Annotated in this window: 27 protein-coding genes; 4 read left to right on the top strand and 23 right to left on the bottom strand. The window is 71.6% G+C overall.

Features of this window, described 5'->3' with window-relative positions:
- Positions 1-11: 11 nt before the first annotated feature.
- The 5 genes from BA062_RS04075 to BA062_RS04055 form a co-directional block, all read right to left on the bottom strand.
- Complete coding sequence (locus BA062_RS04075; RefSeq protein WP_110334659.1) at positions 12-359, bottom strand: hypothetical protein; 348 nt, start codon at positions 357-359, stop codon at positions 12-14.
- Positions 356-793 (bottom strand): hypothetical protein, encoded by a 438-nt coding sequence (locus BA062_RS04070; protein WP_110334658.1) that lies wholly within the window; start codon positions 791-793, stop codon positions 356-358. The genes BA062_RS04075 and BA062_RS04070 overlap by 4 nt, the downstream gene beginning before the upstream one ends.
- Positions 790-1,308 carry a hypothetical protein gene (locus BA062_RS04065; protein WP_110334657.1) on the bottom strand — a complete coding sequence of 173 codons (519 nt, stop codon included), beginning with the start codon at positions 1,306-1,308 and terminating at the stop codon, positions 790-792. Before BA062_RS04065 ends, BA062_RS04070 begins: the two co-directional genes overlap by 4 nt.
- A gap of 10 nt (positions 1,309-1,318) precedes the next feature.
- Positions 1,319-2,290, bottom strand: a complete 972-nt coding sequence (gene hemB / locus BA062_RS04060) for a porphobilinogen synthase (protein WP_110335018.1) — start codon at positions 2,288-2,290, stop codon at positions 1,319-1,321.
- Between the two features lie 105 nt (positions 2,291-2,395).
- Complete coding sequence (locus BA062_RS04055) at positions 2,396-3,325, bottom strand: nucleoside hydrolase (RefSeq protein ID WP_110334656.1); 930 nt, start codon at positions 3,323-3,325, stop codon at positions 2,396-2,398.
- 64 nt (positions 3,326-3,389) lie between these two features.
- Between BA062_RS04055 and BA062_RS04050 the strand changes: the two genes are divergently transcribed.
- The gene (locus BA062_RS04050) at positions 3,390-4,508 is read left to right on the top strand and encodes a M20 family metallopeptidase (protein ID WP_110334655.1); all 1,119 of its coding nucleotides are present in this window, start codon (positions 3,390-3,392) and stop codon (positions 4,506-4,508) included.
- Between the two features lie 73 nt (positions 4,509-4,581).
- Here the strand turns inward: BA062_RS04050 and BA062_RS04045 are convergent, their stop codons facing one another.
- The 8 genes from BA062_RS04045 to BA062_RS04010 all read right to left on the bottom strand — a co-directional run bounded on the left by BA062_RS04045 (position 4,582) and on the right by BA062_RS04010 (position 13,739).
- Positions 4,582-6,114 (bottom strand): bifunctional uroporphyrinogen-III C-methyltransferase/uroporphyrinogen-III synthase, encoded by a 1,533-nt coding sequence (locus BA062_RS04045; protein ID WP_110334654.1) that lies wholly within the window; start codon positions 6,112-6,114, stop codon positions 4,582-4,584.
- Positions 6,115-6,198: 84 nt separating this feature from the next.
- Positions 6,199-7,125, bottom strand: coding sequence for a hydroxymethylbilane synthase (hemC, locus tag BA062_RS04040; protein ID WP_110335017.1), 927 nt, complete (start codon positions 7,123-7,125; stop codon positions 6,199-6,201).
- A 58-nt stretch (positions 7,126-7,183) separates the two neighbouring features.
- Positions 7,184-8,515 (bottom strand): glutamyl-tRNA reductase, encoded by a 1,332-nt coding sequence (locus BA062_RS04035; protein ID WP_110334653.1) that lies wholly within the window; start codon positions 8,513-8,515, stop codon positions 7,184-7,186.
- Positions 8,512-9,339 carry a redox-sensing transcriptional repressor Rex gene (locus BA062_RS04030; protein WP_110334652.1) on the bottom strand — a complete coding sequence of 276 codons (828 nt, stop codon included), beginning with the start codon at positions 9,337-9,339 and terminating at the stop codon, positions 8,512-8,514. The genes BA062_RS04035 and BA062_RS04030 overlap by 4 nt, the downstream gene beginning before the upstream one ends.
- Before the next feature lie 266 nt (positions 9,340-9,605).
- Positions 9,606-10,289 carry a fasciclin domain-containing protein gene (locus tag BA062_RS04025; RefSeq protein WP_245959665.1) on the bottom strand — a complete coding sequence of 228 codons (684 nt, stop codon included), beginning with the start codon at positions 10,287-10,289 and terminating at the stop codon, positions 9,606-9,608.
- Between the two features lie 71 nt (positions 10,290-10,360).
- On the bottom strand, positions 10,361-11,920 hold the full coding sequence (locus BA062_RS04020; RefSeq protein ID WP_110334651.1) for a molybdopterin-dependent oxidoreductase: 1,560 nt from the start codon (positions 11,918-11,920) through the stop codon (positions 10,361-10,363).
- Between the two features lie 57 nt (positions 11,921-11,977).
- Positions 11,978-12,214 carry a glutaredoxin family protein gene (locus BA062_RS04015; RefSeq protein WP_110334650.1) on the bottom strand — a complete coding sequence of 79 codons (237 nt, stop codon included), beginning with the start codon at positions 12,212-12,214 and terminating at the stop codon, positions 11,978-11,980.
- Between the two features lie 7 nt (positions 12,215-12,221).
- The gene (locus tag BA062_RS04010; protein ID WP_110334649.1) at positions 12,222-13,739 is read right to left on the bottom strand and encodes an AMP-binding protein; all 1,518 of its coding nucleotides are present in this window, start codon (positions 13,737-13,739) and stop codon (positions 12,222-12,224) included.
- Positions 13,740-13,931: 192 nt separating this feature from the next.
- Here BA062_RS04010 and BA062_RS04005 point away from each other — a divergent pair, with 192 nt between their 5' ends.
- From BA062_RS04005 to BA062_RS03995, 3 genes are all read left to right on the top strand, one after another.
- Positions 13,932-14,573: a sigma-70 family RNA polymerase sigma factor gene (locus BA062_RS04005; RefSeq protein WP_110334648.1), complete on the top strand. Its 642-nt coding sequence runs from the start codon at positions 13,932-13,934 to the stop codon at positions 14,571-14,573.
- Between the two features lie 75 nt (positions 14,574-14,648).
- The gene (locus tag BA062_RS04000; RefSeq protein ID WP_110334647.1) at positions 14,649-15,728 is read left to right on the top strand and encodes a DUF5667 domain-containing protein; all 1,080 of its coding nucleotides are present in this window, start codon (positions 14,649-14,651) and stop codon (positions 15,726-15,728) included.
- A gap of 60 nt (positions 15,729-15,788) precedes the next feature.
- A complete protein-coding gene (locus BA062_RS03995; RefSeq protein WP_110334646.1) occupies positions 15,789-16,742 on the top strand; it encodes an HAD family hydrolase in 954 nt (317 codons plus the stop codon).
- Between the two features lie 84 nt (positions 16,743-16,826).
- Here the strand turns inward: BA062_RS03995 and BA062_RS03990 are convergent, their stop codons facing one another.
- The 10 genes from BA062_RS03990 to BA062_RS03945 all read right to left on the bottom strand — a co-directional run bounded on the left by BA062_RS03990 (position 16,827) and on the right by BA062_RS03945 (position 25,372).
- Positions 16,827-17,795, bottom strand: a complete 969-nt coding sequence (locus BA062_RS03990; protein WP_110334645.1) for a lysophospholipid acyltransferase family protein — start codon at positions 17,793-17,795, stop codon at positions 16,827-16,829.
- Entirely contained in the window at positions 17,792-18,826 is a 1,035-nt protein-coding gene (locus BA062_RS03985; RefSeq protein WP_110334644.1) for an NAD-dependent epimerase/dehydratase family protein, read from the bottom strand. Before BA062_RS03985 ends, BA062_RS03990 begins: the two co-directional genes overlap by 4 nt.
- A 166-nt stretch (positions 18,827-18,992) precedes the next feature.
- Positions 18,993-19,094 carry a 30S ribosomal protein bS22 gene (locus tag BA062_RS03980; RefSeq protein ID WP_005453035.1) on the bottom strand — a complete coding sequence of 34 codons (102 nt, stop codon included), beginning with the start codon at positions 19,092-19,094 and terminating at the stop codon, positions 18,993-18,995.
- Between the two features lie 110 nt (positions 19,095-19,204).
- Positions 19,205-19,420: a helix-turn-helix domain-containing protein gene (locus BA062_RS03975; protein WP_110334643.1), complete on the bottom strand. Its 216-nt coding sequence runs from the start codon at positions 19,418-19,420 to the stop codon at positions 19,205-19,207.
- Positions 19,421-19,602: 182 nt separating this feature from the next.
- Positions 19,603-20,415: a pyrroline-5-carboxylate reductase gene (gene proC / locus BA062_RS03970; RefSeq protein WP_110334642.1), complete on the bottom strand. Its 813-nt coding sequence runs from the start codon at positions 20,413-20,415 to the stop codon at positions 19,603-19,605.
- 10 nt (positions 20,416-20,425) lie between these two features.
- Entirely contained in the window at positions 20,426-21,250 is an 825-nt protein-coding gene (locus BA062_RS03965) for a thioesterase family protein (protein ID WP_110334641.1), read from the bottom strand.
- Entirely contained in the window at positions 21,247-22,182 is a 936-nt protein-coding gene (locus BA062_RS03960; protein WP_110335015.1) for a proline dehydrogenase family protein, read from the bottom strand. The genes BA062_RS03965 and BA062_RS03960 overlap by 4 nt, the downstream gene beginning before the upstream one ends.
- Before the next feature lie 66 nt (positions 22,183-22,248).
- Positions 22,249-23,043 carry a sugar phosphate isomerase/epimerase family protein gene (locus BA062_RS03955; protein ID WP_110334640.1) on the bottom strand — a complete coding sequence of 265 codons (795 nt, stop codon included), beginning with the start codon at positions 23,041-23,043 and terminating at the stop codon, positions 22,249-22,251.
- 3 nt (positions 23,044-23,046) lie between these two features.
- Positions 23,047-24,348: a hypothetical protein gene (locus tag BA062_RS03950; RefSeq protein ID WP_110334639.1), complete on the bottom strand. Its 1,302-nt coding sequence runs from the start codon at positions 24,346-24,348 to the stop codon at positions 23,047-23,049.
- A 55-nt stretch (positions 24,349-24,403) separates the two neighbouring features.
- Positions 24,404-25,372, bottom strand: coding sequence for a Ppx/GppA family phosphatase (locus BA062_RS03945; RefSeq protein WP_110334638.1), 969 nt, complete (start codon positions 25,370-25,372; stop codon positions 24,404-24,406).
- Positions 25,373-25,406: the final 34 nt, after the last annotated feature.

Genomic DNA, 25,406 nt, shown 5'->3' with positions numbered 1-25,406 from the left:
GCAAAGCCGGGTCAGCCCTCGGCGACCTGCCCGTTGTCGCGTGACTTGCGGTACCTGCGCCTGCGCGCGCGCACGCCTAGCAGCACCTGCCGGATCGCGTCGACCACCAGGATCCCGGCGAGCCCGCCGAGCCCGATCGCGAGCGCGATCCAGTTGCCCGCGTAGACCCGGGAGACGAGCTCGGTGCCGTCGTCGAGGCGGACCGTGACCGTGGTGAGGGAGTTGTCCCACGCGAGGAACGCGACCCAGACCGCCACGGCGGCCACCACGACCTCGCACGCGGCGACGAACAGCCGCCACGGCTGATGGAGCCGCTCGGTGGAGTAACCGGGTACCGCTGGCCAGACGACGTCGCTCACGGCGTGCAGTCTTTCACGGCCGTGCGCAGTGCGTCGCGAAACGCCTCCGCGTCGCTCGCCCAGGCCAGCACCCTGGTGCCGTCCTTGAGCCGCACCGGCACCTCGGCGTACTTGCGCGGCACGCTCAGCCCGCCGCCGAGCACCCGCGTACCGGGCTTGGCCTCCTCGTCCGGCAGCGACGCGATGTCGGCGATCTTCAGGTGCTCCCGGCCTTGCGTCAGGTGCGTCGAAGTGACCCTGACGGCCAGGAACCGGCGCCGCGCGTACACCCACACCGCCGTGAGCCACAGCAGGCCGAGCCCGGTGACGATCCACATGAGCGTGTGCGGGCGGTCGCCGATGATGAGTTCGGAGAGCAACCCGAGCACGGCGAACAGCGGCCCCCACACCAGGGGCCAGCCACTCGCGCCACGCTCGGAGTACAGCTCCGTCACAGTGACTTGGGCACCTTGGGGAAGTAGTCCTGCACGCTCGGCAGGTACATGATCGCCACCGCGACGATCGAGACCAGGGCCGAGGCGAGCGTGATGATGTTGGAGAACAGCACCATCTGGAAGATCAGCGACACCGCGGCCAGCACCGTGAGGATCGTGCGCGCCGAGCGCGTTCCCTCACGCGCCTTGTAGGCGAACAGCGCGAACAGCACCGCGAACACGATGGCGCCCACGAACAGCGTCCACAGCAGCGACGTGGCGCCGGAGGCCAGCTGCTCGTCGGTGATGCGCGGGTCGTTGTTCATCTCGACGAGCCGGTCCACGATGTCCTGCTTGGCCGTCAGCGTCAGCCCGAAACCCGCGATCAGCACGAGCCCGGACACCACCCACAGCACGAACGACACCTTGACCGGCGTCGGCGGGTTGACGGGCTCCCGCTCCGAACCGCTGAGCCGGGGCGCGGGCGGCAGGCCCTTCTTGCGCCGCTGGTCGTCCGTTTCGTCTGAGTCGCTCACGCTGCAGACCTTAGTCCAGCCAGGCCGCGGCCTCGGCCGCCCAGTACGTGAGGATCAGGTCGGCGCCCGCGCGGCGGATCGACGTGAGCACCTCGAGGATCGTGCGCTGCCGGTCGAGCCAGCCGTTGGCGGCGGCCGCCTCGATCATCGAGTACTCGCCGGAGATGTTGTACGCCGCCACCGGCACCGGCGACAGCTCCGCGGCCGCCTTGATGACGTCCAGATAGGACAGCGCGGGCTTGACCATGATCGCGTCGGCGCCCTCGGCGAGGTCCAGCTCGATCTCGCGCAGCGCCTCGCGGGCGTTGCCGGGATCCTGCTGGTAGGTCTTGCGGTCGCCCTTGAGCTGCGAGTCGACGGCCTCGCGGAAGGGGCCGTAGAAGGCGCTGGCGTACTTGGCGGAGTAGGCGAGGATGCCGGTGTCGGTGTAGCCGGCGTCGTCGAGGGCCCTGCGGATCACGCCGACCTGGCCGTCCATCATCCCGCTGGGGCCGAGCAGGTGGGCGCCGGCCTTCGCCTGCGCGATCGCCATCTCGGCGTAGCGCTCCAGCGTGGCGTCGTTGTCCACGCCGCCCGCGTCGTCGAGCACACCGCAGTGGCCGTGGTCGGTGAACTCGTCGAGGCACGTGTCGGCCATCAGCACCGTGTCGTCGCCCAGCTCGGCGCGCAGGTCGCGCAGCGCGGCGTTGAGCACGCCGTTCTCGTCGGTGGCGCCGGAGCCGATGGCGTCGTGGACCTTGGGGACGCCGAACAGCATCAGCCCGCCGACCCCGGCGCGCACCGCCTCGACGGCGGCCTTGCGCAGGGAGTCCCTGCTGTGCTGGACGACGCCCGGCATGCTGCTGATGGGGCGCGGCGAGTCGGCGCCCTCCGCGACGAACATGGGCAGGATCAGCTGACGTGGCCGCAGCGTGGTCTCGCTGACCAGGCGCCGCATGGCGGCCGTACCCCGCAACCGGCGAGGCCGATGCTCAGGAAACACCCCGTACACGCTACTCCGCCACGGCCGCCCCTTTCACCGCGCCCACACCTGCCCCCAAGGCCACCTTTGTTGCGCTCAACGCACCTAAGGTGGCCTTGGGTGCAGTCAGCCGAGGCGGGAGACGGCCGCGAGGACGCGATCCCAGAAAGGGTCCGCGTCGAGGGTCATGGCGACCTTCGCGTTCGGCGGTTCGCCGAGGTAGCCGTGCAGGTCCACCACCGTCGCCCCGCGCGTGAGCTCGCCGTGCAGCTCCACGGCGACGTGCGCGTCCACGCACCGCACCAGCGCCGGGTCGAGCACCCGCGCCACGGCCACCGGGTCGTGCAACGGCGGCGCCTCGAAGCCGAACAGCCGCCGGTACGTCGAGCCGAAGAACGTCATCAGCTCGACACACGTCCGCCCCAGCGCGCCGGCGAGCCCTTCGAAGCGGGCCACCACCTCCGGCGTCACCAGCGCGTGATGCGTGACGTTCAGCCCGCACATCGTCACCGGCACCTCGGCGGCGAACACGATCGCCGCCGCCTCCGGGTCCACGTAGACGTTCGCCTCGGCGTAGGGCGTCACGTTGCCGCGTTCGGTCGAGCCGCCCATCAACACGACCTCACGGATGCGCTCCGCGTCCTCCGGGTACCGCGTGAGCAGCAGCGCGATGTTGGTGAGCGGGCCGGTCGGCACGAGCGTCACCGGCTCGGGGTGCGTGGTCAGTATCCGGTGCATCAGCTCCACGGCGTGCTCGCCGCTCACCCGCACCGACGGATCGCCGAACGTCGGCCCGTCCAGCCCGGACTCGCCGTGCACGTCGTCGGCGATCCGCAGCGGCCGGGTCAGCGGGCGCGGGCACCCGGCGGCGACGGGCACGTCGGTGATCCCGGCGATCGTGCACACGCGCAGCGCGTTGAGCGTGGTCTTCTCCAGCGTCTGGTTACCGCCGACGGTCGTGATCGCGAGCAGTTCCGCCGCCGGGTCACCGGCCGCCAGCAGGATCGCGATCGCGTCGTCGTGCCCGGGATCGCAGTCGAGGATGATCGGCGTCATGGTCACCGAGCCAACCGGCGTCGCATCGCCCCCGCAAGGCCGCGATCAGCCCTAGGCTGGCTCGATGAGCGCCGACGTACTGAACCTCACCAGGGAACTCGTGGCGGTCGACACGATCGGCCACTCCGAGAGCACCGCACTGGCCGTGGTGGCCCCGCTGCTGGAGACGGCGGGCTTCACCGTGGACGTCGCCGAGCACGAGCCGGGCCGGGGCACGCTCATCGCGGAGTGGCACACCGGGCTCGGCGAGCCGCCGTTGTGCCTGTCCGGCCACGTCGACACGGTGCCGCTGGGCGCGGCGTCCTGGCAGCACGACCCGTTCCGCGCCGAACCCGACGGCGACCGCCTGCACGGCAGGGGCACGAGCGACATGAAGGGCGGCGTGGCCGCGATCGTGGCCGCCGCGACGAAGATCGCGACGCTGCGGCCGAGCCGGGCCGGGTTGCGGCTGGTGCTGACGGCCGCTGAGGAAACCGGTTCCGCGGGCGCCCGGCTCGCCGCGGAACGCCTGGCGGGACGGCCGAGCGGACCGCTCGTGATCACCGAGCCGACCGGCAACGCCGTGCTCCACGGCCACAAGGGCGCCCTGTGGCTGTCGGCGAGGACGGCCGGGGTGACGGCGCACGGCTCGATGCCGCACCTCGGCGACAACGCCGTGTACAAGCTCGCGCGGGCGGTGACCCGGTTGGAGTCGTACGCCTTCGACGCGCGGCCACATCCGGTGATGGGCGGGCCGACGCTGAACGTGGGGACGTTCCGCGGCGGGCTCAACACCAACTCGGTGCCCGACAGCGCGGAGGCGACCGTGGACGTGCGCACCGTGGCCGGGCAGGACCACGCCGCCGTGCTGGCGAGCCTTGCCGAGCGGGTGGGTGACGAGGTGCGCCTGGCGCCGCTCGTGGACCTGCCACCGGTGTGGACGGAGCCGGGCGACGCGTGGGCGGCGTCGGTCGCGGAGATCGCGCGGGAGATCACCGGCCACGGCGACGGCTCGCCGCGCGCGGCGACCTACTTCACGGACGCCTCGGTACTGACGCCGGCGTTCGGCCTGGTGCCGACGGTGATCTGCGGACCGGGCGAGGCCGAACAGGCCCACGTGACCGACGAGTGGGTCTCGATCACGAACCTCGCCGAATCGGTGGCGATCCTGGAGCGCGTCGCCGTCGCCTGGTGCGGCACGTAGTACCCCAGAAGCACCCAAGGCCACCTTTGTTGCGTTGAACGCAACAAAGGTGGCCTTGGGGAGCGTTACCCGCTCAGGAGCGGCGGGCGCGCTTGGCCTTGCGGGGCGGCGGGAGGGCGCCCTCGGCGCGCAGCTTGGCGGCGTGCTCGGCGAGAGCGTCCACCAGCTCGATCACGTTCGGCTTCTCCGGCTGCACGTCCACGCGCAGGCCGAACTCGGTCGCCGTCTCGGCCGTCTTCGGGCCGATGCACGCCACGAGCGTGCGCGCGTGCGGCTTGCCCGCGATGCCCACGAGGTTGCGGACCGTGGACGACGAGGTGAAGCACACCGCGTCGAAGCCACCGGTCTTGATCATCTCGCGGGTCTCGGCCGGCGGCGGAGCCGCACGCACGGTGCGGTACGCCGTCACGTCGTCGATCTCCCAGCCGCGGTCGCGCAGCCCGGCCGACAGCGTCTCGGTGGCGATGTCGGCGCGCGGCAGCAGCACGCGGTCCACCGGGTCGAGCACGTCGTCGTAGGGCGGGAACTCCGCGAGCAGGCCCTCGCTCGACTGCTCGCCGCTGGGCACCAGCTCGGGCAGGATCCCGAACGAGCGCACCTTCTCCGCGGTCGACTCCCCGACGCAGGCGATCTTCACGCCGGAGAACGCGCGGGCGTCGAGGCCGAACTCGGCGAACTTCTCCCACACCGCGCGCACCGCGTTGGTGGAGGTGAACACGATCCACTGGTAGCGGCCGTCGACGAGGCCCTTCACCGCGCGCTCCATCTGCGCTGGGCTGCGCGGCGGCTCGACGGAGATCGTCGGCACCTCGTGCGACGTCGCGCCGTGGCTGCGGAGCCGGTCGGCCATGTCGCCCGCCTGCTCCTTGGTGCGCGGCACGAGCACCTTCCAGCCGTACAGTGCGCGCGACTCCCACCACGACAGCTTCGAACGGTTGCCGACGACGGAGCCGATGCTCACCACGAGCGGGCCGACGAGCTCGCCCGCGTCAGCGGCCAGCGACGCGAGCGTCGAGTCGACGGTGCGCTGGGTGTTGATGGTGCCGTTGGACGTCACGGCCACCGGCGTCTGCGGTGCGAGACCGTGCTCGACCAGCGCGGAGGCCGCCTCGGCGAGGTGGCTCGACGTCGCGTGCAGCACGATCGTGCCCGGCGTGCCCGCGAGCCCGGCCCAGTCGACCTCGCCCCGGACGTCGACCTCGGTGTGGGCTCCGCCGAGCGCCACGCCCGCGTAGGCGGGCACGGCGGCGCCGGGCGAGACACCCGGCACGACGTCGAACACGGCGCTCGTGCGCGACACGGCCTGCACCTCGGACACCACAGCGGGCTGGGTCAGCGGGTCACCGGCGACGAGGCGCAGCACGAGCCGGCCCGCCTTCGCCTCGGTGGTCAGGTCCTTGGCGACGTCACCCGGCTCGCCGACGGCGGGGCGGACCTCCGCCTCCGGGCCCGCGAAGGCGAGCACACCTGCCGGCACATCCGGGTCCGTCACCACGAGCTCGGCCTTCGCGAGCAGCTCCTGGGCACGGACGGTCAGCAGTCCGGCGTCGCCGGGGCCCGAGCCCACGAAGGCGACGCGCCCCGTGGTCTTGCGTGCGCGGGTCATCTACTTCGTCTCTCCTCTTGTCGGCCGTCAACCACGACAGCGGCCGAATCGTTCTTCGTGCGTGCTGTTGAACTCAGCGGGACCTCAGCGGGACAGGGCCCCGGCACCGAGGTCGAGCAGCTCGGCGGCCAGGTCGCGGCCGAGCTTGTCCGCTTCGTGTTTCTCGGCGATGGCCGAGGCACGAAGGATCTGGACGGAGTCACCTTCGACCCCGGTGGCGGCGATCCCGCGCAGCGAGAGGCGTTCGAGCACAGCCCCATCGCCGTCCAGGTCCTCCACGACATCGGCCAGTGCGCCGACGGGCGCGCTGCAACCGGCCTCGAGCGCGGCCAGCATGGCCCGCTCAGCGGCAACGGCCGCCCGTGTCGCTTCGTCGTCCACAATGGACTGAAGCAGGTGTTCGGTGTCCACGTCGTCGACGCGGGTCTCGACAGCCAGCGCACCCTGTGCGGGGGCGGGCAGCATCTGGATCGGGTCGAGCGTCTCGGTGATCACATCGAGCCTGCCCACCCTGGACAGGCCTGCACGGGCGAGCACCACGGCGTCCAGCTCGCCCGAGGTGACCTTGCCGATCCTGGTGTCGATGTTGCCGCGGATCGGCACGACCTCGAGGCCGAGGCCCAGCGCACGCAGCTGCGCGATGCGGCGGGGCGAGCCGGTGCCGACGACCGAGCCGGGCGGCAGCTCCCCCAGGGTGAGTCCGTCCCGCGCGATCAGCGCGTCCCTCGGGTCCTCGCGCGGCGGCACGGCCGCGAGCGAGATGCCCTGCTCCGGCGCGGTCGGCAGGTCCTTGTACGAGTGCACGGCCACGTCGACCTGCTTGGCCAGCAGCGCCTCGCGCAACGCGGAGGTGAACACGCCGACGCCGATCTCGGCGATCGGGGCGCTCGACCGGTCGCCCGGCGTCGAGACCGTGACGATCTCGACGCGCTGGCCCGCGTCCTCGAGCTTCTTCGCGATGGTCCCGGTCTGCGCCACGGCGAGCTTGCTGCCGCGGGTGCCGATCCGGATAACACTGCGCCGCGCAGCGGCTCCGCCAGGGGTGGCGGTCGGGCGGCGGGAGGGACTGTCAGCCACGCTTGTCACCGTCGATCTGATCGTGCTTGGAGCCTGCCGAGGGGCTGGACACGATGTTCGGCGCCTGCGGGTCGAGCTCGAACAGCTCGCGCAACGCGTTGGCGTAGTCGGTGTCCGCCGTCTCAGCGGCGAGTTGCTTCACGCGCACCGTGGGCGCGTGCAGGAGCTTGTCCACGACCCGGCGGACCGTGCGGCCCAGCTCGTCGCGGACATCCGCGTCGAGTTCGGGCAGCCGCTTGTCGAGGCGCAGCAGCTCGGCGTCCACCACCTCGGCGGCCCGCTTGCGCAGCGCGGTCACGGTGGGCGTGACGGCGGCACTGCGCTGGCCCGCCAGGTAGGCGCGCACCTCGTCGAGCACGATGCCCGCGGCCTTCGCGGTCTGCCGTTCCGTCGTCCCGCTGCCGGACTCGTGCATCCGGCGGCGGACGGTCTCCAGGTCGACGACGGTGACCCCGGCCACGTCGGCGACGGCAGCCTCGACGTCGCGGGGCAGGCCGAGGTCGCAGATCACCACGGGTGCGTCCGCACGCGGCGCGACGTGTTCGGTACCGAGCACGGCACCCTTCGCTCCGGTGCACGCCACCACGACGTCGGCCTGCGCCAGCGCGGCCGCGAGCCCGGTCATCGGCACGGCGCGAGCGGGCACGCCCTGCTCGGCGACCGACGCGGCGAGGCGCTCGGCGTTGGCGAATGTGCGGTTGGCCACGGCGACGTCGCCGATGCCGGCCTTGCGCAGCTGCGACGCGGCGAGCGCGCCCATCGAACCGGCGCCGACGATCAGCGCGCGCTGCCCGGCGAGCTCACCGGCGGCGGCGAGCGCCTCGGAGACCACGGACGCGCCGAGCGCGTCGAGCCCCGTCTCGGTGTGCACGCGCTTGCCGACGCGCAGCGTCGTCTGCACCAGCTCGTGCAGGACCCGGCCGACCGTGCCGGCCTCGCGGGCCGTGGCGTAGGCGGAGCGGACCTGGCCGAGGATCTGGGTCTCGCCGACCACCATCGAGTCGAGCCCGGACGCCACGGAGAACACGTGCTCCACCGCGGCGCCCGCGTAGTGCACGTAGAAGTTGTCGTAGAGCTCCTGCGCCTCCATGCCGGCCTGGCGGGCGAGGACCTCGGAGATGTCGGCGAGGCCGCCGTGGAACGTCTCGACGACGGCGTAGACCTCGATGCGGTTGCAGGTCGAGAGCAGCATGACCTCGGAGACGTGGTCGGTCTGCTGGAGCTCGTGCAGCACCTTCCCCAGTTCGGCGGCGGGCACGGCGGCGCGCTCGAGGGTGGTGAGGTCGGCGGTCCGGTGGGACAGCCCGATCGCCAGGATGCTCACGACTGCAACACCGCCCCGTTGCCCGCGACGGTGCTTTCGGCCACCTTGCCGTTCGGCTCGTTGTCCGCCCTCCGCGCGACGTGGAAGGACAGGATCTGCAGTTCCACAGCCAGGTCGACCTTTCGCACCTCGACATGTTCCGGCACTTGCAGCACCACCGGAGCGAAGTTCAGGATGCACTGCACCCCACCCTCGACGAGCCGGTCGCACACCGTCTGGGCCGCGGCAGGCGGCGTCGCGATGACCCCGATGGAGATCTGGCGATCGGCGCACACCTGCGGGATGTCGTCGAGGTGTGTCACCGGAATGCCGCCCACCGGCACCCCGATCAGGTCCGGGTCGATGTCGAAGAGCGCCTCGACCGGGAAACCCCTTCCGGGGAAGCCACCGTAGTTGGCCAACGCATGTCCGAGGTTACCGATTCCCACGACGGCGACCTTGTGCTGACGTGTGAGTCCGAGCACGCGCTCGATCTGGCCGACGAGGACGGCCACCTCGTAACCGACGCCACGCGTGCCGTAGGAGCCGAGGTAGGAGAGATCCTTGCGGAGCTTGGCGGAGTTGACCCCCGCGGCGGTGGAGAGCTCCTCGCTGGAGACGGTGGTGGCGCCCTGCTCGGCCATCGCGGAGAGGATCCGCAGGTAGACGGCGAGGCGGGCGACGGCCGCCTCGGGGATCGACTTGGCGCGGACCTCCGGGTCGGCGCCGTTCTCCGCGACGGCGGGGATCTCGGCGGTGGGAGCGTTGTCAGCGTCGGGGGTCGCTCCCCCTCGGGTGCGCTTGTGCGCGGCGGCTCCGTTGCGCCGGCCCCGCTGTGCCACCACGCTGGCTCTCCTGTCGCCGAGTTCGAGAAGTCAACCCTTGACCGAGCGCGCGCGACGGTGTTCGATACCGGCGCAGCGCTTGGTGGCAATACGGTAGTTCATTTGTGAACGCAGGCACAAAGCGGCTGGTTAACCCACTGAAATCGTCGCGCGAAGCCCTTTTCTGACGCCCTGTCACCATTTTCGCCGTCCGCAGTGAAGGCCACCTTCACTGCGTTGAACGCAGGCAAGGTGGCCTTCACTGCGGTTGGTGCCGGTGGGGCACATCACATGTTGGCGCCTGGGGTGAGCACCTGGTCGATCACGAACACCGTGGCGTTCTTGGTCGGGATGTTGCCGCACAGCACCTTCGCGCCGTTGACGGTCAGGTTCTCGCCGCTGCCCTCGATCGTCACCGGACCGCCCTCGGTGTTGAGGGTGTCCACCTCGCCGGCCTGCTCGAGGCCCTTGGCGTCATAGCGCTGGCCGAGGACGTGGTACTGCAGGATCGGCGCCAGCTCGTCCGGCTTGCCCGCGAGCTCGTTGAGCTTCTGCTCACCGAGCGCGTCGAAGGCCGCGTCGGCGGGCGCGAAGACCGTGATGGCCTCCTGGCTGTTGAGCGTGTCCACGAGGTCGGTGGCCTTCACGGCGGCCACGAGCTTGGTCAGCAGCGGGTTGGTGCTCGCCGCCGTGGCGACCGACTGCGGGCCCATCGAGTCGAGGCTGCCGGGCTCGTTGCCCTGGGGCAGTTGGCCACAGGCGGGGCCGAAGACGTCGTCGGCCGTGGTCACACCCTCCCCGGACGGCATCGCCGAGCTGCTGCTCTGCGGCAGCTGACTGCTGCCCGACCGCTGACCGCCCGCGTCCGCCTGGGCCCTGTCCTCCGAACCCTCACCGCTGCCACAGGCGGCCAGCCCGAGTACGGCGGCCAACACGAATCCGGCACCGGCATAGCGTCGCGCGTTGCTCACGAAGATCACTCCATTCTCGACTGTCCCTGTCGTTGTGAGTGATTCGGAGCCGGTTCCCGGAGGGATTGCCGCTATCGGGTGGTGAATGTGACGGTGTGCCAGCCGGTCGCGCCGTCGGGCACCACGGGTGCACGGTGCTCGGTCTGCGTGTACCCGGACTTGTCCGTGGCGCGGCAGGTGAGCTGGTGACTGCCCGGCTCGGTGACGTCGAGTGCGACCTGCCACATCCGCCACGCGTCGTCGGTGACCACTGTGGACAGTTCCGCCTCCCGCCACGGCCCACGGTCAAGGCGCACCTCGACCTTCTCGATGCCCGTGTGCTGTGCCCACGCGATCCCGGCGACCACGACACGGCCGGGCGACAACGTCGCGAAGCCCTTGGGCGAGTCGATGCGCGACTGCGTCTTCACGGGAGCCTCCCGCGCCCAGCCGCGCTCGAGCCAGTACGCCTGCCGCGCCTCCCACGTGGTCACCTCCAGGTCGGTGACCCACTTGGTGCCCGACACGTACCCGTAGAGCCCGGGAACCACCATGCGGGCGGGGAAGCCGTGTTCGACCGGTAGCGGTTCGCCGTTCATGCCGATGGCGAGCAGCGCGCCCCTGCCGGGTTCGAGCACCACGTCCAGCGGTGTGCCGCACGTCCAGCCGTCAGTGCTCGTGGAGTACAGCTGCTGCGCGCCACGCCGGATTCCGGCCTCACGCAACAACTCCCCCAGGTCGACACCGACGAAGTTCGCGGTGGAGATCAGCGACCCACCGACCTCATTGGACACACAGCACAGCGTGATCGTGCGCTCCACCAGTCGGCGGTCGCGGATGTCGTCGAAGGTGAACGTCAGCTCCCGCTCCACCATGCCGTGGATGCGCAGGCTCCAGTCCTCAGCGCGGACCTGCGGCACGATCAGCGCGGTGTCGATGCGGTAGAAGTTCTCGTTCGGCGTGAGGAACGACGGCGTGCCGAGCTTGGCGAAGTCGGCGTCGGCGGGAACCGGCGGCACGCGCCGGGCCGGTTCGAGCTCGCCCACCGCCGCGCGTGAGCTGTCCGCGCTGCGGCTGGAGCCGAGCAGCTGACCGGCGAGCCCGGCCACGCCTGCCCCGGCCGCGATCGCGCCCGCGCCGAGCAGGAACCGCCGCCGCTCGGGCGAGCCGATGTCCCCGGCCCCGGCCGCCCGCAGCGCCCGCGCGTGCAGCCAGCGGAACGCCCACAGGCCCGCGAGCAGGCTCGCCGCGGGAGCGGCCAGCGCCAGCTGCCCGAGGTCGGGTCGGGTGAACACCGCGAGGCCGCCGAGGACGCCGAACACCCCGATGACCACGGTCCCCACCAGCGGGCTCCGGCGCGACAGCAGCCCCGCACCGGCGGCCACCGCCACGAGCACCACGGCCATGCCGCTGAGCAGCACGAGCTTGTCCGCGGTGCCGAAGGTGCGCACCGCCCAGTCCTTCAGCCAGGTGGGCGTGAGGTCGATCGCCGAGTTGCCGACCGCTAGGTACGGCGAGGCGTTCCGGCCGACGAAGGCCGCCACGAGATGCCCCGCGGCCAGCGCCGAGGCGAGCCCGAGCAGGCCGCAGAGCACGGCGTGGGTCGCCCGCAGGCGCGTGTCGGTGCGTTCGGAGACGGCGAGATCGCTCATGTCCCCATATTCGGCGCCGAACGGCTTCCGGACTGCTGCGCGGCGCTTACGAGTGGCTTACGACCGCAACGCGGCCCGCAGGCGGTCTTCCTCGACCTTCCAGTACCCGTGCTCCTCGTCGTCCACGAGGATCACCGGAACGCGGTCGCCGTACTCGGCCCGCCACTCGGGGTCGGAGTCGACGTCGGCGGTGGTCCACTCGACGCCGAGCTCACCGCAGATCCGCGCCACGTCCTCCTCCGCGTGCTCGCACGCGTGGCAGCCGACCCTCGTCATCACGGTCACCCGATGCATGGCTCCATCATCCCCGCAACCGGAAGCGGCGCAGCTTGCCGACCGACGAATGCGGCAGCGCCTCGGCGAACTCGACGGTGCGCGGCACCTTGTACGCCGCGAGCGTGGCCGCGCAGGCGTCCACCACCTGCTGTTCGGACAGCGCCACACCCGGCTTCGGCACGACCACGGCCTTCACCGCCTCGCCACTGCGCTCGTCCAGCACCCCGACCACCGCGACCTCGGCGACCTCGGGCAGTGCGCCGATCACGTCCTCCACCTCGTGCGGGAACACGTTGAAGCCGTTGACGATGATCAGGTCGTTGGCGCGGTCGACCAGGTGCAGGTCGCCGTCGACGTCGACGTAACCGACATCGCCCGTGCGGAACCAGCCGTCCTCGTCCGGCCCGTGTGCGCCGTCGGGCCAGTACCCGCTGAACAGGTTCCGCCCGCGCACGGCGACCAGTCCGGTGCCGCCGGTGTCGTCGGCGAACGCGTCGGACGGATCCGCGGGGTCGAGCGGCACCGGGCCCGGCGTGCCGTCGCTCTCGACGAGCCGCAGCTCGACGCCGGGCAGCGGGCGGCCGACCGACCCCGGCTTGGCGTAGCCGGTGACCAGCGTGGACGTCACCACGGGCGCGGCCTCGGTGAGCCCGTAACCCTCGAACACGGCCAGCCCCGTGGCGCCCCGGATGGCGGCGAGCACCTTCGGGTGCAGCGGTGCGGCACCCGACACGAGCAGGCGGACCGTCGACAGCGCTTCGCCGACCTCGTCGGCGGGCAGCACGGCCAGCTCGGCGTACATCGCGGGCACCCCGACGATCACGGTCACGCGGTGGTCGGCGCACGCGGCGAGCGCCTTCCGCGCGTCGAACCGCTGCGCGAGCACCGCGGTGGCCCCGGCGGCGACGGCGTTGAGCAGGCCCGGCCCGAGCCCGTAGATGTGGTGCAGCGGGATGGCCACGAACACCCGGTCGCCGGGGTCGGCCACGGGCGGGCTCAGCTGCCCGAGCTGGGCGACGTTGGCCAGCAGCGCGCGGTGCGACAGCATCACGCCGCGCGGGGGTCCGGTGGTGCCCGAGGTGTAGAACAGCGCGGCGACGTCCTCGCCCGCCCCGGTCGCCTCGACGGGCTCGCCCGCGGAGGTGTCGATCACGGGTTCCAGCACGGGCACGTCCGGTTCGCCCGGGTCGGCGCCGACGAGCAGCCGCGCGCCACTGTCGGCGAGCACGGGCCGCCACTCGCCCTCCGGCGCCTGCGGCGACAGCGGCACGGCGATCCCGCCAGCCCTGGTCACCGCGAAGAAGGCCACCGCGAACGCCGAGGAGGTCGGCAGCCGCAGTGCCACGCGGTCGCCGCGGCCCAGCCCGGCTCCGAGCAGGCGGCGGGCCTGCGTGTCGACGGCGGCGTCGAGTTCCGCCCAGGTCAGTGTGGTCTCGGCCACGGTGTCGACGAGCGCGGTCGCTCCGGGCCGCTCGCGCGCGTTGGCGGCGACGAGGTCCGCGACGTTGGCGACTTCGGCGACACTGCCTGCCCCAGCAGCCACAACCAGCCCCTTTCGATCACCGGCCAGTGTGCCAGCCGAGTGCGACGTCACAAGGTGGTTTTGACCTCGTCTCCTTTTCGCAATCGAGACACCACTACCTACTTCGCGGTAACAACGCGTATGCTCCGTCAGGCGACGTAGTGGCGATGATCACGCGGAGTCCGGGAACGGGCCCGGAGGAGGTGCAACACGATGAGCATGCCGATCGCTGTTGCGGCAGGTCCAGCGCCTGCGAGGCTCCGCGCGGTGGAGAGCGACGCGAGCGTCGACGAGAACTGGGATCTGGTGCGCGCGGCCCAGCGCGGCGACACCGCGGCGTTCGGCAAGCTCTACGACCGCTACGTCGACTGGGTGTACCGGTACGTGCTGCTGCGGGTCGGCGACCGCCACCTCGCGGAGGACGTCACGAGCGAGACCTTCCTGCGCGCGTTGCGCCGGATCACGTCGATCTCGTACCAGGGCCGCGACGTCGGTGCGTGGTTCACCACGATCGCCCGCAACCTGGTGCTCGACCACGTGAAGTCGAGCCGGTTCCGCCTGGAGATCGTCACCGACGAGGTGACCGAATCCGGCACCCAGACCTTCGGCGCCTCCGCGCAGCACTCGCCGGGCCCCGAGCAGCAGGTGATCAGCAAGACCACCAACGACGAGCTGCTGCGCTGCATCGCCGGGCTGGGCGACGACCAGCGGGAATGCATCATCCTTCGGTTCATCCAGGGCTTCTCGGTGTCCGAGACCGCGCAGATCATGCAGCGCAACGAGGGCGCCGTGAAGGCACTCCAGCACCGCGCCGTGCGCAGGCTCGCGAAACTTCTGCCCACCGGTCTGCGCTGATTCCGCGTAACCGGTCACCCCGCCGATCGTTGCCAGTGCGAAGGATTCGGCGGAGCAGGCCGGGAGGCGCGCGACATGTGGAGGCCTCCGTGGCCGCGCCAGGGGCGCGGGGAACACGAGCGCTTCGCTCGCGCGGTCGAGCACGGGCACGGGCCCGAGTTCAGCGACGAGCTGGCTGTGGTCGCCGCGCTGCGCAGGCTCGGCGCCGACACCGCGCCGGACGACGAGGCCCGCACGCGCATCGCGGGCCGCATCGAGGACGCGCGGCAGCGGCCGCCACGCCGCCGTCCCCGCACCGTTCCCGTGGTCGCTGCCGCGATGGCGCTGCTCTTCGCGCTGTCGGGGCTCGGGCTGCTGCTCGCCGACGACGCATTGCCCGGCGAGCCGCTCTACGACCTGAAGCGCCTGCGCGAGACGGCCGTGCTGGAGCTGACGTTCGACGACGAGGCCAGGGCGCTCACGCACCTGGAGTACGCCGCGCGCCGTATCGACGAGCTGACCGTGCTCGTCGAGCGGGGGCGGTTCGACGAGCACGCTTACGCGACCGGCATGGCCGACTTCACCGGAGACACGCGGGCCGGCGTCCTCCAGCTCACCGCGCTCGCGACCAGTTCGGACGGGCGGCAGCTGGAGCCGCTCGGCGACTGGGCGGAGCGGCAGTCGAGCAGGCTCGCGGCACTGCACCGGGTGCTCCCGGCGAATGCCACCGACGCCACCGAGCCGGTGGAGCTGCTGGCCAGGGTCCGGCAGCGCGTCACCGCGCTGAGCGACCGGATGGGTTGCTACCAGATCACCTCGGGCGAGTTCGACGAGCTGGGCGCGCTGCCCGCCACCGGGACGTGTGGCCTCCCGGAGAGCCTGCGCGCCGGGGAGTACCGGCGACCGGGCACCATCCCGCCGCCCGCCTACGAGCCACCCGAGCCACCGGCGGTCCAGCCGCTGACGAGCGCGGGCACCTCAACGCCCGAGCCCGTACTCACGCCGTCACCGACACCTCCACCGCCGACACCGGCGCCCACACCGAGCGAGACCGCCGTTCCCGCGCCCATCCCGGCGCCGACGGGGCCGCGGCTGCCGGACTCGTCGCCGCCGCCCGCCCCGGTCGTGTCCATCCCGCCGCTGTTGCCGGGGCTGCCGGGGGTGAGCATCGGATAGCGCTCCGTCGTCAGTTGTATCCTCGCTACTCTGTGCACAGCACCGGAGTGCAACTCGAACGTGGAGGCGGTGTGCGTGGCACTGTGGCGGGCCCGCGGTAAGGGGCACGAACGCGAGCGGCTCGCCGCACTGGCAGGCGAAGCCTCGGCCGACGCTGCCGTGGCCATGGAAGCCGCGCAGGTGGCGACCCTCGAGGTCCCGGCGCCCGAGGGCGGCGGACCCGCTCCACCACCCGCTCCGCCCGACCTCACCGCGGCGGCGTTCTTCGACGTGGACAACACGATGATGATGGGCGCGTCGATCTTCCACTTCGCGCGGGGACTCGCCGCGCGCAAGTACTTCACCACCTCCGACCTCGCCGGGTTCGCGTGGCAGCAGGTGAAGTTCCGCGTCGGTGGGCGCGAGGATAAGCAGGGCATGCAGTCCAGCCGCGAGCAGGCACTGTCCTTTGTGGCGGGACGGACCGTCGACGAGATGGTGGCCGTCGGCGAGGAGATCTACGACGAGCTGATGGCCGACAAGATCTGGTCCGGCACGCGTGCACTCGCCCAGATGCACCTCGACGCGGGTCAGCGCGTGTGGCTCGTGACGGCGACACCCGTCGAGCTGGCGGCCATCATCGCGCGGCGCCTGGGGCTCACCGGCGCGCTGGGCACGGTCGCGGAGAGCGTCGACGGCGTGTACACCGGACGGCTCGTCGGGGATCTGCTGCACGGCAGGGCGAAGGCGCACGCCGTGCGCGCGCTGGCCGCCCGCGAGGGGCTGAACCTGCGCCGCTGCACGGCGTACTCGGACTCGCAGAACGACGTGCCGATGCTCTCGGTCGTCGGCACCGCCGTGGCCGTCAACCCCGACTCGGGACTGCGCGAGACGGCGCGGAGCCGGGGCTGGGAGATCCGCGACTTCCGCACCGGGCGCAAGGCCGCGAAGATCGGCGTGCCCTCCGTGCTCGGCGCAGGCGCGGTCGCCGGAGCCGTCGCCGCGGGCATCGCCTACCGCCGCCGAGCCGCCTGACCGGAGTAACGCCAACGGCCCCCAAGGCCACCTTTGTTGCGTTGAACGCAACAAAGGTGGCCTTGGGGGCCGGTAGGGGAAGGCTCAGTCGCGGAAGATGCTGCGGCGCTGGGAGAGGCGGCGGTACAGCATCTGCTGGATGGCCTCGCGGACCTGGTCGTTGAGGTTGAAGATCAGCAGCGGGTCTTCCTCCGCCTCCGCCGCGAAGCCGTCCGTGGGGATCGGCTCGCCGAACTCGATGTGCCACTTCGTCGGCAGCGGGATCGCGCCGAGCGGGCCGAGCAGCGGGAAGAACGGCGTCACCGGGAAGTACGGCAGCCCGAGCAGGCGGGCCAGCGGCTTCAGGTCGGCGAGCTTCGGGTAGATCTCCTCGGCGCCCACGATCGACACCGGGATGATCGGCACACCCGTGCGCAGCGCCGCCGACACGAACCCGCCGCGACCGAACCGCTGCAGCTTGTACCGCTCCGAGAACGGCTTGCCGACGCCCTTGAAACCCTCCGGCCACACGCCGACGAGCTCGCCCGCGCGCAGCAGCCGCTCCGCGTCGGGACCACACGCGAGCGTCTGCCCCGACCTGCGGGCGAGCGTGCCCAGCAGCGGCGTCTTGAACACCAGGTCGGCGCCCAGCATGCGCAGGTGCCGCGCGCGCTGCTCGTGGACGGCGAACGCGGTCATCACCGAGTCGATCGGCAGCACGCCGGAGTGGTTGGCCACGAGCAGCGCGCCGCCCTCGGCGGGCAGGTTGGCCACGCCGTGAGTGCTCACCCGGAACCACTTCTCGTACAGCACACGCAGCGGCGGCAGCACGAGCGTGTCGGTGAGCTCGGGGTCGAAGCCGAACTCGTCCACGGTGTAGTCACCGGTGAGCCGGTGCCGCAGGAACGTCAGGAACCGCGCCAGCGGGTCGCCCTGTTCCTGCTGCTCCGTGTCCGCGGTGGCACCGGGAAACGCCACGACGGGGGCGTCGTGCTCCCTGGGGGCGGCCGGCTGCGCCTCGTCGTCTCTGCTCCGGTGCAGTGGGATGACCTGCGCCGAAGAGCCGGTTGTCACTGCTTCACCCTCCAACCGTCGACCGTGGTGGCCAGCTCCGCGAGACGGTCACCGTCAACCACCGGCCGCAGTCCCCGGCCGAGGATGTAGTCGTCGTAGGCCTCGCGGGTGCTCCACCGGGGGGTGTACCCGAATTCGTCCTTGAGTCTCGTGTTGTCCACGACCCGGCCGAAGTTGAGCAGCCGCACCTGGTCGGAGGAGAAGTCGACCACGCGGGCGCCCCGCAGCAGCCTGCTGACCGACGGCATCACCTGGCGCGGCATGGGCAGCTCGACCCGGCCCGCCCTGCGGATCGCCTGCGAGAGCGTCATGACGCCGTCGGCGGCGACGTTGAAGACACCGGGCTTGTCCTGCAACGTCGCGCACTCCAGCACGTTCAGCGCATCGGTGGAGTGCAGCAGTTGCAGGCGAGCGTCGTAGCCGAGGACCGTGGGCACCACCGGCAGCGCGAAGTAGCGCGAGAGCACGGTGTCGACCTCGGGCCCGATGATGTTGACGAACCGGCCCATCGTCACGGTGATGTCCGGGCGGCGGCGCGACAGGCCGCGCACGTAGCCCTCCATCTCGACGGCGTCCTTGGCATAGCCGTTGGACGAGGCCGGGATGAGCTCGGAGTTCTCGGTGAACACCGCGGGCGAGCGTGAGCTCGCGCCGTAGACGGCCGCGGTGGACTTGACGACGAGCTTGCGCACGAGCGGTGAACGCTGGCACGCGGCGAGCAGCCGCATGGTGCCGATGACGTTCACTTCCTTGATCGCCATCCGCCTGCCGGGACCCGCGGGATGGCACGTCGTCGAGGCGTGCACCACCGTGTCGACCTTCGCGGAGCTGATGATCTTCGCGATGAGTGGGTTGCGGATGTCGGCGCGGACGAACTCCGCGTTGCCGATCCGGCGGAGGATGTCCGGGTGCGGCGCCGACGTGTCGACGCCGATCACCCGTTCCAGCTCCGGGTTGTTGCCCAACCTGGCCAGGAGCCTTCCGCCCAGCTCGCCGGCGACCCCGGTGACGAGGACGATGTTGGGCGGCATCAGACCCCCTGGCGGAAGGCGACGGTTTGCGAAGAGGCGAGGCGATTCCGGATGTTACTCCGCGCAGGGAGCTACGGAACCGCCTCTTACATGCTATTAACCGGGGTTACGCCTACCGGCCACCAGGGCTCACCCGACTGCGTGAAGCAGTTGTGCCCAGGCGCGTTTACTTGCCCTGCTTGCGACGCTGCACCCGCGTGCGGCGAAGCAGCTTGCGGTGCTTCTTCTTGGACATACGCTTGCGGCGCTTCTTGATCACCGAGCCCACAGGTGCTCCTTAACGTTCGGAACGTTCGGTCGTGAAAATCGCGTGGGGCAAGCACACGAACGGCCTATCAGGTTACCTGGGGCTTCTTCCGCGCTCGTCTCCGGCTACCGCTAACCGACGTCGAAGTAGGCGTTGTCGAGGTAGTCGTGGACGGCCTTCTCGGGCACCCGGAAGGACTTGCCCACCCTGACGGCGGGCAGCTCACCCGAGTGAACGAGCCGGTAGACGGTCATCTTGGAGACCCGCATCAGCGTCGCCACCTCGGCGACCGTCAAGAACTGGACCTGCCGGGGGCCCGGCACGTCGTCTTTCCTGTTCGGCGGCATAGGTCATTCACCGTGTCCTTTTACACGTGTCGCGCCGCTCGGCTTCCCCACCGAACGGTATCGACACGCACGTGCTACCACCGAGGGTAGCGGGACACGTGGGACCAATGCGACGGCTGTCGAGGGCAATACGTACCGTGGTCGCGAGCACGCATCGTGACGAACGGCACGTCGAAGGCCGGTCAGTCCTCCTCGTGCGCCTTACCGAGTTCAACCGAACGGTCGCGGGCGGCCTCGATAGCGGCGAGCAGCGCGGCCCTGACACCGTGCTTCTCCAGCTCCCTGATCGCGTTGATCGTGGTGCCGGCCGGCGAGGTGACCGCCTCGCGCAGGATCACCGGGTGCTCGGCGCTCTCGGCGAGCATCTTCGCGGCGCCGACCGCCGACTGGACGATGAGCTGCTCGGCGACCGCGCGAGGGAGCCCGAGCAGTATCCCGGCGTCGATCATGGCCTCGACCAGGAAGAAGAAGTACGCGGGGCCCGAGCCGGACAGCGCGGTGACGGCGTCCTGCTGCGACTCCGGCACCTCCAGCACCTTGCCGACGCTGGAGAGCAGCTCCTCCACCACGCGGATGTGCTCGGGGGTGGCGTGGCGGCCCGGCGAGACGGCACTCATCGCCTCGTTCACGAGCATCGGGGTGTTCGGCATGACGCGGACGACCGGCGTGCCCTCCGGAAGCCTGCGCTCGTACAGCGCCGTCGGCAGGCCCGCGCACAGCGACACCACCAGGGAGCCCGGGCCCACCAGCGGGGCCAGCTCGTCCAGTACGGGCTCGATGTCCTGTGGCTTCACGGCGACGATCAGCACGTCCGCACGCTTGGCCGCCTCGGACACGTCGACGCCGGCGATGCCGTAGCGCCCGGTCAGCTCGGCGGAGCGCTCCGGATGCCGTTCGGTGAACAGCAGCTCCTCCGGCTTGCGCCCGGCGTGCAGAAGGCCAGAGAGCAGCGCCTCACCGATCTTGCCAGCACCCAGTACAGCGATAGTTGCCATGCGACTGACTTTAGGGCGAGGGCGAAAGCGCGAGTTGCCGTGCCTGGCACACGATGCGGCCCTGCGCGTCGATCACGAGCGCGTCGGAGTCGAACCAGCCCTCCTGCACCGACCGGCTCTCCGCCAGCACCCGCAGCCAGCCCGCCGAGGGACGGGTGCGCACGAACGCCGTGAGCTGCGCCGTCGGCGCCCAGCCGAAGCGTCCGAGGTTGAACACCACGGGCGGGTTGATGTCACCTGCCAGCAGCGCGAAGTACGGGTCAGGCTCGCCGTCGCGCGGCCGGACCCACAACCGGATCCTCGGCGGGTCGCCGGTGCGGCCGTCGAGGTAGCCGGCCGTGGCCGGATCGACCCGCACGTCGCAGCCCTTCGCGAGGTGGAAGACACCCTCCGAGGTCTCCCCCGACAGCGTGTGCGCACCGGTCGGCGGTTCGGGCGGCAGTGGCGGCACGTCGCTCCACACGGGCCTGCGCACCGGCAGCCTGCCCGCGGTCACGCGGGCCTCGACGCAGCTGCGGCCCCGCTGCTCCAGCCCGACCGCGACGACGGTGGCGCGGCGGCCGATCTTGCGGATGTCGGTCCGCAGCAGCACCGGGCCGATCGCGGGCGGCCGGAGGAACTCGGCGCTCACGACCATCGGGTCGATCGGCGGCTCTCCCCGTTCGGCGAGCGCGGTGACGGCGGCCTTGGCGAGCAGGGCCACGAGGAACCCGCCGTGCGGGTGGCCGCCGACGGACCATTCGTGCCGCAGGTCGGCCGTGAACGTGCCGTCGCCGAGGGACCTGGTCGCGCAGGCGGACCCGAACGACGTCGGGTCGTAGTCGGTGGTGCTCACGAACGGCTGGCCAGTGCTCGCAGGAAGAACGCGGTGTTGGCTGGCCGTTCGGCCAGCCTCCGCATCAGATATCCGTACCACTGCTCGCCGAACGGCACGTACACGCGCACGGTCTCCCCTTCCGCCGCCAGCCTGCGCTGCTCGTCAGGCCGGACCCCGAACAGCAGCTGGTACTCGTAGGTGCCTTCGCGGCGCCCGTACCAGCGCACCCGTTCCCCCAGCACCTCGATGAGCCGGGGGTCGTGAGTGGCGAACATCGGATACCCGCCCCCAGCGAGCAGGATGTTCGCGCAGCGTACGTAACTCAGGTCCACTTCGCTCGCCGTCGCGAAGGCCGTGCCCGAGCTGGTCGGCGGCGCCGCGTAGGCGCCCTTGCACAACCGCACCCTGGAGCCCTCGACGGCGAGTGCCGCGGCGTCGGCCTCGGTCCGGCGCAGGTACGACTGCAGGACGGCACCGACGGACGGCCAGGTCCGGCGCAGCTCCCGCACCACGCGCAGGGTGGCGTCGACGGTGTCGTGCTCCTCCATGTCGATGGTCACGCCTGTGCCGTGCTGGTGGGCCGCGGCGCAGATGCGCGCGGCGCGGTCGAGGGCGGCTGGCTCGTCGGCGCGCAGGCCGAGTGCGGAGAGCTTGACGCTCACCTCGGCGCGGCCGGTCAGCGCACCGGCCCGGAGCGCGTCGAGCAGCCCGAGGTAGGCCGAGACGGCCGACTCCGCCGAGGCGGGGTCGCCCGCGTTCTCGCCGAGGTGGTCGAGCGTCGCGTGGCGCCCGTCGGCGGCGAGCGCCGCGACGGCGGCCAGCGCGTCGTCGACCGTCTCCCCGGCCACGAACCTGGCTACGACGCTCCTGGCGCCGGGTGCGGTGGTCACCAGGCGCCGGATCGTGTCGTTGCCTGCGGCTGCGAGGATCAACGAACGCAACGGCTCCACGGTCAAGACCATACGTGCCGGTAGGGCGAAACGAGGCCCCGGAGGGCCTGCAGTTGATCTTGGGTTTCAGCCGAGGTGGCGCCGGGTGAACAACAGGGCCTCGCCGAGCAGGCGCGCACGCTGGGCCAGATGGCGGGCACCGCGCGTGTTCACCTCGAGCACGACCTGCCCGTCGAACCCGGTCGCGACGAGCTGTTCCAGCAGCTCAGCGCACGGTTGGTTGCCCCGGCCGGGCATCAGGTGCTCGTCCTTCGGCACGCCGGTGCCGTCGGCGAGGTGCACGTGGGTGAGGCCCTCGCCCATGCGCTGAGCCAGTTCCATCGCGTCCATGCCCGCGGCGGCGCTGTGGGACAGGTCGAGCGTGTAGTGGGAATATCCGACATCGGTCGGGTCGATGGAGGGCCGGAACGCCGACACGCGCGCGTTGCGGCTGCCGCCGGGTGGGCGGACCTTGAACATGTTCTCCACCGCGATGTCGACGCCGCTGCTCTCCTCCAGCTCGGCGACGAGGTCGGCGAAGGCGTCGCCGTAGCGGCGCTGCCAGCGAAACGGCGGGTGCACCACGACCGTACGGGCCTCCAGCTCCATCGCGGCCTCCACCGAGCGGCGAAGGCGCACCACGGGGTCCGGCGACCACACGCGCTGGGTGATCAGCAGCGACGGCGAGTGGATCGACAACACCGGCACGCCGGTCTCGTCGCGGAGCCTGCGCAGCGCGGGCACGCTCTGGCTCTCCGGGTCGGCCCACACCATCACCTCGACGCCGTCGTAGCCCAGCGCGGCTGCCAGCTCGAACCCGGTCCGCGCGCGCAGCGGCCACACCGACGCCGTCGACAACCCGACGGGGATCGCTGCGGCCACGCGCTACCTGGAGACGAGCAGCAACGCGGCGGGCGACACGGTGACCACGAGCCCGACAAGGAGCGCCAGCACCGTGGTCTGCAGGTCCTCGGCGCGACGCACCTTGCGGACGATCCACACGAGCCCGACCGTGACCAGCAGCGCGGCGATCAGCGCGGCAGCGGGGAGCTGGCCCCACAGCCAGTTGAAGCCGAGCCACACGGCGGCACCGCCGGCGACACCGAGGGCCAGCTGACCGGCCAGCGCCAGCCACTGCTTGGCGGGTGAGGCGGCCTCCTCGTCCTCACCGAGGTCGCGGGCCGCCCGCTCGTCGTGGTCGTCGTGCTCGTCGTAGGCGTAGTCGTCCTCGTAATCCGCGGCGTACGGGTCGTGCGGACCCTGCTCACCGAGTGGATCGTCCTCCAGCAGCCCGGCGCGGTAGCGCCCGTCCTGGCCGTCGTCCTCGTCGTCGTCATCGAAGTTCGGCGTGTAGAACCCGGTCGGCGGGCCCTCGTCGTCGTCCTCCGCGGGTCCGGGCGGCGCGGGGGGCACCACCGGCATCACGCCGACCTCGGTGTCCTCGTTCTGCGCGTCCTTCCTGCGGCGACGCCAGCCCGCCAGCCCCGCGGGGGGCTCGTCAGGGAGCGGCGCCTCAGCGTCCGGCTGGGCCGCGACGGCCGGGAACTGCTCGGTGCTCGGCTCGGGGGGCGGCGGCGGGGCGCCACGCGGCGGCCTACGCCTGCGAGGGGGCACCGGGAACGCACCCGTGCCGGGACGCGCTGGACGCTCGCCTGTCGCGGTCTCCGCGTTGCCTTCGAGGCCGTCGAGCCGCGCGGAAAGGGTGCCGTCCGAGGCCGGGGGCTCCTGCGGTCCGCGCCTGGCCTGCGGCCTGCCCTGCGGCGCCTCGGCCGGAGGAACGGGCATGCCGTTGCGGGTTCCGTTGAGGCCCCGCGCCGGCAGCGGCCTGCCGCCATCCTCGGGTACTGGTGGCGGGGGAACCGGGTAGCCGCCGGTGCCCTGAAGGGGCGGCGGCACCCTCGGTGGCCTGCCGCCTCGCGCCGGGGGTGCCTCGTCGGTCTGCTCCGCCGGGGGTGGCGGGGCCGGCGCGGCGCCGTTGCGCCTGCCGACGCCGGGAGGTGGCGGGCCCTCGGCCCGCACTCGGTCGATGATCGCCTGTGGCGCCGTGTCGCTGATGCTCGGCGCGTCGTCATCGTCGGCAGCGCGACGTCGCCGACGGCGCGATGCGCCGCCGACCTGTCCGCCATGTTGGGCGAGTAGTTCGGCCACCGTCTTCTGGGGCCGCTCGCCCTCGCTGTCTCGAGTCATCCTTTCCACCGTGCCCGTCGCCCGTTGTCTACGTCCAGTGTGAACCCAGGCGTCATCAGTGCCGACCCTGGCCGGTCATCAGTGCAGTCTGGTCCCCGCCGTTCGAATGGTCCAGCCGTCGGAGAATCACACCCTCACGCAGTGCCCAAGGGCATATTTCCAAAGTTTCCAGTGACAGGACTCGCATCGTGGCCTGCGCCACGAGAGCCCCGGCCACCAGCTGGTGAGCCCTTCCCGAGCTGACGCCTTCCAGCTCGGCGAGGTCGTCGGAGGACATGCGGGAGATGAACGAGATGAGCTGCCGCAGTGCCGTGTCGGTGAGCACCCTGCGCACGCGGGGACCCGCCGCGGACGGAGCCGCACCGGCGAGGCGGGCGAGCGAGCGGAACGTCTTCGACGTCGCCACCACGCGGTCCGGCTCGCCGAGCTTGGAGATCTTCTTCGCGAGATCGCCGAGCTGGTCCTCCAGCCACGCCGACGTCGCGACCAGCTCCGAACGCGAAGGCGGGTCCTTGCTGAACCGGGTGCGCGTGAGCCTGCCGGCACCCAGCGGCAGCGACTCGGCCAGCTCGGGCTCCTCGTCGATGCCCATCGCGACCTCGAGCGAGCCACCGCCGATGTCGAGCACCAGCAGCTGCCCCGCCGACCAGCCGTACCAGCGCCGCACGGCGAGGAACGTCAGCCGCGCCTCCTGCTCGCCGGTGAGAACCCGCAGCTCGACATCGGTCTCGTCGGCGACCTTCCGCAGGACCTTGCCCGCGTTGCTCGCCTCACGCACCGCCGAGGTCGCGAAGGCCATCACCTCTTCGCACCCGAGCCGCTTCGCCGCCGCTTTCGCCGACTCGACGGCCTCGACCAGGTCGTCGATGCCCTTCTTGCCCAGCTCGCCGTTCTTGTTGATCTGCTCCGCGAGCCGCAGCACGGTCTTCTCGGAATGCATCGGCGTGGGGTGGGCACCCCGATGGGCGTCCACCACCAGCAGGTGGACGGTGTTCGACCCGACGTCGAGTACCCCTAGGCGCACGAGGTTCTACGGTACCCGGCCCCGGCACCGCCCG

Origin of the sequence: Prauserella flavalba (assembly GCF_003202235.1) — a bacterium.
In the GTDB taxonomy this organism is placed as follows: Bacteria; Actinomycetota; Actinomycetes; order Mycobacteriales; family Pseudonocardiaceae; genus Prauserella_A; species Prauserella_A flavalba.
This window is presented reverse-complemented; position numbering and strand designations above follow the sequence as displayed.

What these genes read in the sequence shown, in the direction of transcription:
- BA062_RS04050 (WP_110334655.1), top strand. Translation starts at nt 3,390, where the DNA reads ATGAGCGCCGACGTACTGAACCTCACCAGGGAACTCGTGGCGGTCGAC.
- BA062_RS04055 (WP_110334656.1), bottom strand. Translation starts at nt 3,325, where the DNA reads ATGACGCCGATCATCCTCGACTGCGATCCCGGGCACGACGACGCGATC.
- BA062_RS04005 (WP_110334648.1), top strand. Translation starts at nt 13,932, where the DNA reads ATGAGCATGCCGATCGCTGTTGCGGCAGGTCCAGCGCCTGCGAGGCTC.
- BA062_RS03975 (WP_110334643.1), bottom strand. Translation starts at nt 19,420, where the DNA reads ATGCCGCCGAACAGGAAAGACGACGTGCCGGGCCCCCGGCAGGTCCAG.
- BA062_RS04000 (WP_110334647.1), top strand. Translation starts at nt 14,649, where the DNA reads ATGTGGAGGCCTCCGTGGCCGCGCCAGGGGCGCGGGGAACACGAGCGC.
- proC (WP_110334642.1), bottom strand. Translation starts at nt 20,415, where the DNA reads ATGGCAACTATCGCTGTACTGGGTGCTGGCAAGATCGGTGAGGCGCTG.
- BA062_RS03985 (WP_110334644.1), bottom strand. Translation starts at nt 18,826, where the DNA reads ATGCCGCCCAACATCGTCCTCGTCACCGGGGTCGCCGGCGAGCTGGGC.
- BA062_RS04020 (WP_110334651.1), bottom strand. Translation starts at nt 11,920, where the DNA reads ATGAGCGATCTCGCCGTCTCCGAACGCACCGACACGCGCCTGCGGGCG.
- BA062_RS04015 (WP_110334650.1), bottom strand. Translation starts at nt 12,214, where the DNA reads ATGCATCGGGTGACCGTGATGACGAGGGTCGGCTGCCACGCGTGCGAG.
- BA062_RS03950 (WP_110334639.1), bottom strand. Translation starts at nt 24,348, where the DNA reads ATGACTCGAGACAGCGAGGGCGAGCGGCCCCAGAAGACGGTGGCCGAA.
- BA062_RS04045 (WP_110334654.1), bottom strand. Translation starts at nt 6,114, where the DNA reads ATGACCCGCGCACGCAAGACCACGGGGCGCGTCGCCTTCGTGGGCTCG.